This window comes from uncultured Thiodictyon sp. (genome assembly GCA_903837595.1).
In the GTDB taxonomy this organism is placed as follows: Bacteria; Pseudomonadota; Gammaproteobacteria; order Chromatiales; family Chromatiaceae; genus Thiodictyon.
This window is the reverse complement of record CAILVI010000400.1, coordinates 1-10,060: the sequence shown is the minus strand read 5'-3', so window position 1 is coordinate 10,060 and position 10,060 is coordinate 1. Positions and strand designations below refer to the sequence as shown.

9 protein-coding genes are annotated in these 10,060 nt (G+C 64.0%); 5 read left to right on the top strand and 4 right to left on the bottom strand.

Annotation, left to right across the window (positions count from 1 at the left end; translation table 11 throughout):
• The 4 genes from QZY44_RS23990 to QZY44_RS23975 form a co-directional block, all read right to left on the bottom strand.
• A partial coding sequence (locus tag QZY44_RS23990; RefSeq protein WP_295453956.1) for a DUF4426 domain-containing protein occupies positions 1-426 on the bottom strand: 426 nt, incomplete at its 3' end.
• A gap of 13 nt (positions 427-439) precedes the next feature.
• A complete protein-coding gene (locus tag QZY44_RS23985; protein WP_295453953.1) occupies positions 440-2,371 on the bottom strand; it encodes a dynamin family protein in 1,932 nt (643 codons plus the stop codon).
• Positions 2,368-2,700 (bottom strand): DUF167 domain-containing protein, encoded by a 333-nt coding sequence (locus QZY44_RS23980; RefSeq protein WP_295453950.1) that lies wholly within the window; start codon positions 2,698-2,700, stop codon positions 2,368-2,370. The genes QZY44_RS23985 and QZY44_RS23980 overlap by 4 nt, the downstream gene beginning before the upstream one ends.
• A 68-nt stretch (positions 2,701-2,768) precedes the next feature.
• On the bottom strand, positions 2,769-3,233 hold the full coding sequence (locus QZY44_RS23975; protein ID WP_295453947.1) for a CBS domain-containing protein: 465 nt from the start codon (positions 3,231-3,233) through the stop codon (positions 2,769-2,771).
• 286 nt (positions 3,234-3,519) lie between these two features.
• Between QZY44_RS23975 and QZY44_RS23970 the strand changes: the two genes are divergently transcribed.
• The 5 genes from QZY44_RS23970 to QZY44_RS23955 form a co-directional block, all read left to right on the top strand.
• A complete protein-coding gene (locus QZY44_RS23970; protein ID WP_295453944.1) occupies positions 3,520-7,572 on the top strand; it encodes a ribonucleoside-diphosphate reductase subunit alpha in 4,053 nt (1,350 codons plus the stop codon).
• Positions 7,573-7,877: 305 nt separating this feature from the next.
• On the top strand, positions 7,878-8,192 hold the full coding sequence (locus QZY44_RS35930) for a hypothetical protein (protein ID WP_365305161.1): 315 nt from the start codon (positions 7,878-7,880) through the stop codon (positions 8,190-8,192).
• Positions 8,193-8,504: 312 nt separating this feature from the next.
• Positions 8,505-9,065, top strand: a complete 561-nt coding sequence (locus QZY44_RS23965; RefSeq protein WP_295453941.1) for a hypothetical protein — start codon at positions 8,505-8,507, stop codon at positions 9,063-9,065.
• A 60-nt stretch (positions 9,066-9,125) separates the two neighbouring features.
• On the top strand, positions 9,126-9,626 hold the full coding sequence (locus QZY44_RS23960) for a hypothetical protein (RefSeq protein WP_295453937.1): 501 nt from the start codon (positions 9,126-9,128) through the stop codon (positions 9,624-9,626).
• A gap of 79 nt (positions 9,627-9,705) precedes the next feature.
• A partial coding sequence (locus QZY44_RS23955; RefSeq protein WP_295453933.1) for a fumarate hydratase occupies positions 9,706-10,060 on the top strand: 355 nt, incomplete at its 3' end.

The window sequence follows — 10,060 nt, the reverse complement described above, 5'->3', positions numbered from 1 at the left end:
GCGCAGGTGCACGGTGGTGGTCTCGGTGGTACCGGCCGGGCGGACCCGGATCTCGAATTCCAGCTCCTGGCCGTTGGCGATGGGAAACTCCCCCAGGTAGGACACCGCGCCCTGGGTCTGCACCTCACGCATAGCGACTTGCCCCGTGCGGACCTTGTCTTTGACGAGATCCACATCCACCAGGGCCTTGACCGGGGTACCGGTGGTCCCGGCCTGTTGCTTGATCACGCTGACATTGAGCACGCCGACGTTCTTACCACGGCGGATGCCATTGGCCGCGGCGATCTCGGGGGTCAGGGTATCGGCGGTAAAGGCGTTGTGATAGATGGTGAAGTCACCCGCACGGGTGCTCTCCGCGGCCATCGTCTGAGCACCCTGGAGCAGGATACCCGCCGCACAGACCGCGAGGGCCAGGCGCTTTAGCATCGGATTTTCTCCTTTAGAATGGATCGTCGTGCAAGGCGTTGTAGATCATGCGCAGGGCCTTGAGTTCCTGGTCCAAGGCCGCTGACTGGCCCTGCATCTCGTCGATGCGGCTGCGTAAGGCATCCTTCGAGCGGCCAATCCGCTGGAGGTTCTCGAGCCGCTTCTGCATCATCAGTTTGTGCTCCTGCACATCTTCCACCAGGGGCTGCAGGCTGTCACGCATCCAGCCATCATAGGCAAGGCGCAATTGCTCGAACAACGCCTGGGCCCGGCTCACCAGTTGTTGGTTGAAACGCCGGATCACCATCCCCTGCCCGGACAGGGCCATCCCGGGGCTGTGCCGGAACACCTCGACCTCCTGATACAGCAACTCGATCTCGAGGCGATAGCGCATGGGCACAAACACCTGCGGGGTGGCAAGATCGTACGCGAAGTCGTCGCGGAACACCTGATAGGTCTCGCGCACCTGCTTGCGGATACCCTCGCTCTGCACTGCGACGGTCTGCATGGCGAGGCGCAATTCATCGAACAACCCCTTCATGGCACGCCGCAGCCCCGCGGTACTCCAACTATGCAGCAGTTCGTCCTGGGCGCGCGCTACCATCGCGTCGATCGCTTCACGCTCCAACAACCGCCGGCACTCGCTGGTCTGCGTGAGCAAGGTTTCGCGACTCTGCTGTAACCGCTGCACGGCCTTGAGATAGCGCGCCTGTTCGCGCCGGGTCGGCCCGAGCAACTGCGCAATGACGTCCTGACGCTGTTCACGCAGTTGCTCAAGCTCTCCCAACTGTGATTTGACGTGGGCAAGACGCGAGCTGATCCGGTTGCGGTTGCGGTCCAAGACCGCGCCGGCACCGGCGTCAATCGTCTCGATCAGCGATTGGCGCTTGGTCTCCAGCAGTTTGCCGGCCAGATGCCGCTCCAGGACCGGCAGCGCACTACGCCGCAGCAGCGCGGCGTCTTTGCTCGCCGCCGCCACCAAGGCCTGCCGGGCCGAGACGGGGAAGACTTGGTCCTCGGCGATCCCCAGTGCCTGCGCGGCACCGCGACGCCGGGTAGCGACCATGGCATCCGCGTCGACCGCGTCGCACCCGTCACCCCACAGGCGATCGACCTTGTTCAGTGCGACCAGGATGGCCCGCTGGCGTGCCGCCTGACCGCCCTTGAGGTGCTGCTGCCAGATGGCCAGATCAGCGTCGGTCACGTCCGTATCGGCGGCCAGCACGAAGAGCACCGCCGCCGCCGCGGGCAGCATGCTGATGGTCAGCTCCGGCTCATGTTCGAGGGCGGCGGCACCGGGGGTGTAGAGGATCACCAGCCCCTGTTTGAGCAACGGATGGGGCAGACTGACCATGGCATAGCGCCACTTGGGGATCTCCACGGTCGCCGTGTCCGGCGACCGCTCCAGGGTCGGGTCGACACTGGAGAGACCCAACCGCACGGCCTGCGCCAGAGAGACCTGCTTGGTCTGGAGGATCTCCCGCAAGGCACCGGCCAGCTGTTGCGGACCGCGCAGATCAAGCGGGTAGTGGATCCAGCGCTGCGGGTCAGCCTTGAGGCCCGCCAACGCCATGTCCTCGGCCCGGGTCTCCACCGGCAACAGGCGCAGATAGGGGGCTTGGTGCCCGGCGTCCCACAGCAGTTCAGTCGGACACAGCGTCGCACCCCCCATCGCCGCGGGCAGGAGGCCCACCCCCAGTTCGGAGAAAAAGAGCGCGTTGATCAACTCGGTCTTACCGCGGGACTGCTCGGCGACCACCGCGAGCGTCAGTCGGTCGCTGGCCAAGGACGCCCGGGTGGTGCGCAGTTGCTCGCGGGTGCGGGAGGTGGCGCGCTGGTGCGCCGCAAGCCAGGTCTCCAGTTCCGCCACCGCGTGTTCGACCCGGACCTTCCATTCCTGGTAGGTCGCGAGCCGCTCGTGCAGTGCCGTGGTTTGTTCTGTCAACGCCGTGTGATCGATCGGGCCGCCGGGGGCTCGACCGGCGGCTCAATGGGCACAGGAAAACGGCGGGGGGAACGGATCAGGAGCCGCTTCAGGCGGGATTGCTCGCCGCTCAAAAGCTCGACCCGCGACTGGGGCACACCGAAGGCGTCGGCGACAAACCGCCGCAGGCCATCATTGGCCTTGCCATCGACCGGCGCGGCCTGGATGCGCACCCGGTAGCTCCCGCCCTGTTCTTCTACAAAGCAATTCTGCGAAGCGCGGGGCTGGACCCGCAGCGTCACCTCCAGATCCTCACCGCACCAGCGATACCACTGGGGCTCAGACATCATTCACCACCGCACCGACGCAGATGCCGACAGCGCGGGCCTCAGCGGACCCCGCGCCGACGCGGTCGTCCTCAACGGCTCTTGAGGCCGCCGGTGATGTTGGCGTGGAAGATCGCCTTGTGGACGTCGCCCAGGCTCAACATGCCCACCAGCAACCCGCCCTCGACCACCGGAATACGCCTGAAGTTGTGCCGGACCATGACAGTGGCGGCGCGTAACAGGTGCATATCGGCGTCCACCGAGATCGGTGTATGAGCCATCAGATCCTCAACATTCTGTTCCAAGACCCCCTTGTAGAGGCTCAGCTGGTGGTCCAGGTCCACCGAGTGCATCCCTTCAGTCACCAGGTCGTCAAGCGTTGGGAACAGGCTATGTAACACATCCTTTTCGGAGATGACCCCGATCAAACGCCCCTCGTCATCCACCACGGGCAACCCGTGGAAGCGGTGCAGGCACATCAGGGAGGCGACTTCTATAATCTTGGTGCCCGGCTTGACCGCGCGCACCGAACGACTCATTGCGTCTTTGACCTTCATCGGCGAACTCCTCCTCAGGATTCGTGGCCCCGTCTTGGTTGCGCCCAGTCATGCCCAGGCCTGCGGGTGTGAGCGGAGTATACCCGGGTTAAGGCGCCGACGCATCCGGCAGACATTGCCTTACACCACCCAACAAATCAACATGTAGTGGTTGACTGATCCTGAGTCACACATATATTGTGTCTCACGCCCATCAGCGCCAGCCGCACCGGCAGCCCGGCCGCGCCACGCCCACCCCATCGGGCGCCCCGGCACACCCCATTACAAGGCCCGATCAGGAGCAACCATGTCCGCCCCAGTCACCCCCCAGGCGCCCACGGCGCAGACGCATGCCCCTGAGCAAACCACGGCGCCCACCGGCCAACCGACCAGTGCCGAGCTTGCCGCACTCACCCCCGGACGGGTCCAGGTCATCCGCCGCAACGGTAAAGTCACCCATTTCGACCCCAACAAGATCATGGTCGCCCTGACCAAGGCCTTCCTCGCGGTGGAGGGCGGCACGGCCGCCGCCTCCAGCCGCGTCCATGACCGGGTGCAGGAACTGACCGAACAGGTGGTAGCTGCCCTCACCCGGCGCCCCGGCGGTGGCACCGTCCACATTGAGGACATCCAGGACCAGGTGGAACTCGCCCTGATGCGCGCCGGGGAACATAAGGTCGCCCGCGATTATGTCCTGTATCGCGATGAGCGCGCCCGCAGCCGCGCGCAGAAAGCCGCCGCCGAGCACGCGCAACCCACAGCGTCGCCGCTGACCGTCACCCGGGCCGACGGCACCACCCAACTGCTGGACCTGGAGCGCCTGCGCCGTCTCCTCGCGGAGGCCTGCCGAGGCCTCTCTGGCGTGGACGCCGCGCTGATCCTCACCGACATTACCCGCAACCTGTTCGATGGGGTACGCGAATCCGACGTCGGCCAGACCCTGGTGTTGTCCGCCCGCGCCCTGATCGAGCGCGACCCCGCCTACAGCCAGGTCGCCGCCCGTCTCCTCTTGGACCTGATGCGCCGCGAGGCCCTGGGCTATCTGGATCTGGGGGTCGGTGTGGAGACCCAGGCGGATCTCGCCGAGCGCTACAACGACTATTTCAGCGCCTATGTCCGCCGCGCCGCCGATCTGGAGCTACTGGATCGCCAACTCACGCGCTTCGACCTCAACCGGCTGGGTGCCGCACTCAAACCAGAGCGCGATCTCGACTTCACCTATTTGGGGCTCCAGACGCTCTACGACCGCTACTTTATCCACACCGCCGAGGGCGTCCGCATCGAACTGCCCCAGGCCTTTTTCATGCGCGTCGCCATGGGGCTTGCGATCAACGAGATCGACCGCGAAGAGCGCGCCATCGAATTCTACGAGCTGCTCTCCAGCTTCGACTTCATGTCCTCAACCCCGACCCTCTTCAACTCAGGCACGCTGCGGCCCCAGCTGAGTTCCTGCTTCCTCACCACCGTCCCGGATGACCTGGACGGCATCTACAGCGCGATCAAGGACAATGCGCTGTTGTCCAAATTCGCCGGCGGTCTCGGTAATGACTGGACGCGGGTGCGCGGCATGGGCGCGCATATCAAGGGGACCAATGGGAAGAGCCAAGGGGTAGTGCCCTTCCTCAAGGTGGCGAATGACACGGCGGTCGCGGTCAATCAGTGCTTTGCCCCCGAGACCACCATCTTTACCGCCGACGGCCCCAAGCCGATTGCCGCGGTGAAGATCGGCGATCTGGTGCTCGGCCAACGTGGACGCTACCGCGAGGTAACTGACCATTTTGTCTATGACCAGAAAGACGCTGCCATGGTCCAGGTGGCCATCAAGCACGCGGTGAACGACCTCAAGGTGACGGACGGCCACCCCTTCTGGGCCATCCCGGGTATCCCCAGGGAGCAAACCATCGAGCGTACCCTGAACCAAATCGAAAACGGTCGCTTCCGGCCGCGCTGGGTCGAGGCCGGGCGCCTCACCCGTGGGGACTATGTCGCCCAGGTCATCCCGGCCGAGGTGGTCCCGGTGCCTGGACTCACCAAGGCCGATGCCAGACTCTACGGCATCTTGCTCGGCGACGGACACCTCACGCGTGGCTGCGAATTTGGTGTCTCCGGCAACCCCAGCGCCGACGGCGGCCATCTCAAATTCGTCCGCGACTATCTCACCGAGCGCGGCATCCATTATTGGGAGAACGGACGCGGCGACACCTATCTCCAGATCAAATGGTCGGTGGGACGAGGATTGGCGCGGTGTGCGACCACTGGCCAATATATCGGGCTGGAAGAGGCCCACCTGCCGTTCGCCTATGAAGACATCTATGATACCCAAGGCCGCAAGCGCATCGCCCGCCGCTTCAGCCACCTGCCCGAGGACCAGACCCTCGCATTGATTCAGGGGCTCCTTGAAACCGACGGCGGGATCAGCCGTGGCAAGGAGATCTATTTCACCAATACCTCCGCGCCCTTGGCCGAGGGTCTGCGTTACCAAGTCCTGCGGCTCGGCATCCCCTGCGCCGGCCAATACCGCGAGCGCGACAGCACCCATGAGGGAACCCGCAGCGACGGTTCGGTGGTCTCATTCACCGGGATTACCCGCGCCTTCGATTTGCGCATCCCTGCCGTTGCCGAAATCGCCGACCTCGTCGGCGTCCCGGCATTGACTAAGCACAACTGGTTTCGGCTGGGCAACACACTCTATACCCGCGTCAAATCGGTGACGACCATCGCCCCCGTGCCGGTGGTCCATGACCTCAAGGTCGAAGGCGATGAGACCTATATGACCGCCGCCGCGCTGGTGCATAACGGCGGCAAGCGCAAGGGCGCCGTCTGCGCCTATCTGGAGACCTGGCACGTCGACATCGAAGAGTTCCTGGATCTGCGCAAGAACACCGGCGATGACCGTCGCCGCACCCATGACATGAATACCGCCAACTGGGTGCCGGACCTCTTCATGAAGCGGGTGGCCGAGGACCAGCACTGGACGCTCTTTTCGCCGGATGAGACGCCGGACCTGCACGACCTCACGGGCCAGCTGTTCGAGGCCGCCTACCTCGCCTATGAGGCGCGGGCCGAGCGTGGCGAGATGAAGGTTAGCAAGCGTCTCAAGGCCGTGGACCTGTGGCGCAAGATGCTCGCCATGCTGTTCGAGACCGGCCATCCCTGGATCGCATTCAAGGACCCGTGCAATGTGCGCTATACCAACCAGCATGTCGGGACCGTGCATTCCAGTAATTTATGCACTGAGATTACGCTGCACACCAATGACCAGGAAATCGCCGTCTGCAATCTGGGTTCGGTGAATCTGGCCGCGCACATCACCGACCAGGGGCTCGATACCAAGCGCCTGCAACGCACGGTGCGCACCGCCATGCGGATGCTCGATAACGTCATCGACTACAACTTCTACAACGTGCCCCAGGCGCGCAAATCCAACCTGCGCCACCGCCCGGTCGGACTCGGCATCATGGGCTTTCAGGATGCGCTCTATAAACTGCGGATCGCCTATGGCAGCCAGGAGGCCGTCGCCTTTGCCGATACCAGCATGGAGCACCTGAGCTATTACGCCATCCAGGCGAGCTCGGACCTGGCAGAAGAGCGCGGGCGCTATCCGAGCTTCCCCGGCAGCCTGTGGAGCCGGGGCATACTCCCCATCGACAGTATCGCGCTGCTTGCTGCGGCGCGCGGCGGCTATCTGCAGATGGACACCGGCAGCACACTGGATTGGGAGCAGCTGCGTACCCGCGTCCAGACGGTCGGTATGCGCAACTCCAACACCATGGCCATTGCACCCACCGCGACCATCAGCAACATCGTGGGCGTCAGCCAATCCATCGAACCGACCTATCAGAACCTGTTCGTCAAGTCCAATCTCTCCGGCGAGTTCACCATGGTCAATCCCTACCTGGTCGCGGATCTGAAGGAACTGGACCTCTGGGACGCCGTCATGGTCAATGATCTCAAATATTATGACGGCTCCGCCCAACCGATCGACCGCATCCCCGAAGAGCTCAAGACACTCTATGCCACCGCCTTCGAGGTCGATCCCCGTTGGCTGATCGAGGCCGGCAGCCGCCGCCAGAAATGGCTAGACCAGGCGCAGAGCCTCAATCTCTATATGAGCGAGCCGAACGGCAAGAAGCTCGACAACCTCTACAAGCTCGCCTGGGTGCGGGGGCTCAAGACCACCTATTATCTGCGCTCCATGGGCGCCACCCATGTGGAGAAATCCACCATGGCGGATGCGACCAAGGCCAACCGGCTGAGTGCCGTCGGAGGGAGCTACATCGCGCTGGACAAGGGGAAGGGCAACGGGGCAGTACCGCCGGCGTGCTCCATACTCGATCCCGAGTGCGAGGCGTGCCAGTAAGAGGGTCTCACGCCAAGGCGCCAAGGACGCCAAGGGGGAAGTGATGCGCACGCGTGACACCGCCTATACTCACACTCGTGATACCGCAAAGCGGTGTCACGCACGCGGTGAGCGGGGCGAAGCGGGAATGATGGTCAAGCCGTTTTCTTGGGCACCACGGCCCTTCTTGGTTTGCTGAAACAACTGGCGAGCACCTCATGATCTGGACCATCAAGGTGACCTTGCTGGGAGGTGCGTTCGCAACATCGCAGTGGGTCCGGGTCTTCGAGATGGACTCGGCCACCGGCCAGTAAAGCCTACACTATCTGATTCAGCGCACCATCGGTTTCGATAACGATCATCTCTATGACTTTTTTGTCGCCAGAACACCGCATAGCCGTGGCCTGATAGGGCTCGACGGCGAGGGCGACGAGTTTTGCGAGAAGACGCTGGCCCAACTGTTTCCGCTGCCGAAAGACAGGAAACTCTTCTACTACTTCGACTACGGTGACTCTTGGATCTTTCAGGTAGCGCGGACACGCAAGGCGGCCTGCGCACCGCGCCCCGGCACCCACTACCCTCACCTGATTGAGAAGATTGGGGAAAACCCCAACCAGTACGGGAATTCCGAGGATGATTGAGGATGACTGGGAGCCCACGCGCGCACCCAACCACCCGACCTGACTTACCAACCACGGCCCCCCTCACCCCCCAAACCCGAGCCTCAGGCAAGGATGCGGGCCGCGGATGCCCCCGCCGCTGCGGTCGTCCCGCGCTGTTCCGGGCGTCCCGAGGCCTGCCTCATACTGCCGTGCCACCGAAGCGAAAAACCAGACCCAGGCTACTTGAATCTCGGACGCGACGCGTTTAAGATCCAGCTGGCCTTAGGCTATGGTATAAGGAGGCCTGACTCTTATACTTCTTATTGACGCAAACGAGGTCGGTATCCGCCTATGGACCGTCGCCAGGTTCTCATCAAGACTGCCAAGGGCCAGGACGAGATCCGGACCAAGGCGAACAAACTCTCGATGCGTTCGCGTCGCTTCCTGATCCTGGTGGACGGGCACAGCACGGTCGACGAGCTCCTGACGCGGCTCGCGGTGCTCGGGGATGATATCGAGGTCCTGCTGGAAGAGCTCGTCACCGGTGGTTTTCTCGCCCCACGGGGCGGGGCAGCGAACGCCGCGCCGCGCCCCCAGCCTGCGCCGAACGCCGCGCCACTCCCCCAGTCTGCGCCGAACGCCGCGCCCCCCCCCCAGCATGCAGAGTTCAACCTGGAAAAGGCGAAGGGCTTCGCTCGCTACATCGTCCTGGGCAACTTGGGCGCGCTCGGGGGGCGCCGCGCCGAGCGCATTGAGGCCGCGCGCTCCGCGGGCGAGTTGCGCGTGGAGTTGGACGACCTGCGCGAGATGCTGCCCAAACTACTGTCCAAACGGCAGGCCAAGCAGGTGTGGGACCAGCTTGAGCCGCTGTTCCTGTCGGTGACGGTCGCCGATGATCTGCTCGCCCCGTAAGGCGCGCCACCGAACGCCATGCACCCCCAGGCGGCGGAGTTCAACCATCAGGGATCACCCATGAAGAGCAGAGAATTGATGACCTGCGAGACCAAGGTCTTCGCGGCCAGGATCAAGGTACTCAAGCCGAAGGAGGTCCAACGCCACATCCTGTGGGCGTCGGCCTACTTGGGCGTGCAGGATAACGACGCGCTCACCCGTGCGGTGCTGGAGGCCGTGTTCAGGGACGGCGACCTGCCGCAGGACAGCGGCGAGGAGATGCGGCGCATACACAACGCCGTGTTCCCCTGGGTCACGGACCCCGAGGGACAAACGGACCCGCTGCTGCGGTTAGTGGCGCTCTATGTGACCTACGTGCGCAAGGGCGTCCAACACCAGGTGCTGGCCCAGCGCCGTCAGGACAAACAGGTGCCGCGCCCGGGTGCACACCCCACCGGTAGCCACCATGGGCACGACCAGTGCCACGACCCGGACTGCCGGGACCATGGGCATGCCCATCACCGGGGAACGGCTGCGGTGCAGACCACGCTGGCCCGAGGGATTCGCACGGTCATCGGCTAGTCGGCCGGCAGTCGGGTAAGATCCCGGCATCGCCACGCCGGTCGCCCCGCGCCGGTCCACCCGAGCAGACGCCAACCCCATGACCACCATCCGTGAAGCCGATTTTGTCCAGAGCATCGCCGATGCCCTGCAGTTCATTTCCTATTACCACCCGGCGGACTTTATCCACTCGCTGGCCGCGGCCTATGCGGCGGAGGAGTCCCCGGCCGCCAAGGACGCCATGGCCCAGATCCTGGTCAACTCGCGGATGTGCGCCGAAGGGCACCGGCCCATCTGCCAGGATACCGGATCGGTGGTAGTCTTTCTCAAGGTCGGCATGGGGGTGCGCTGGGACACCACACTGAGCATCCAGGAGCTGGTGGACGCCGGGGTCCGTCAGGCCTATATGAATCCGGACAACCTGTTGCGTGCCTCCATCGTCTCGCCGCCCATCG

Excerpts from the sequence above, each read along its gene's own strand:
- QZY44_RS23965 (WP_295453941.1), top strand. The coding sequence starts at position 8,505 with ATGGACCGTCGCCAGGTTCTCATCAAGACTGCCAAGGGCCAGGACGAG.
- QZY44_RS23970 (WP_295453944.1), top strand. The coding sequence starts at position 3,520 with ATGTCCGCCCCAGTCACCCCCCAGGCGCCCACGGCGCAGACGCATGCC.
- QZY44_RS23980 (WP_295453950.1), bottom strand. The coding sequence starts at position 2,700 with ATGATGTCTGAGCCCCAGTGGTATCGCTGGTGCGGTGAGGATCTGGAG.
- QZY44_RS23960 (WP_295453937.1), top strand. The coding sequence starts at position 9,126 with ATGAAGAGCAGAGAATTGATGACCTGCGAGACCAAGGTCTTCGCGGCC.
- QZY44_RS23975 (WP_295453947.1), bottom strand. The coding sequence starts at position 3,233 with ATGAAGGTCAAAGACGCAATGAGTCGTTCGGTGCGCGCGGTCAAGCCG.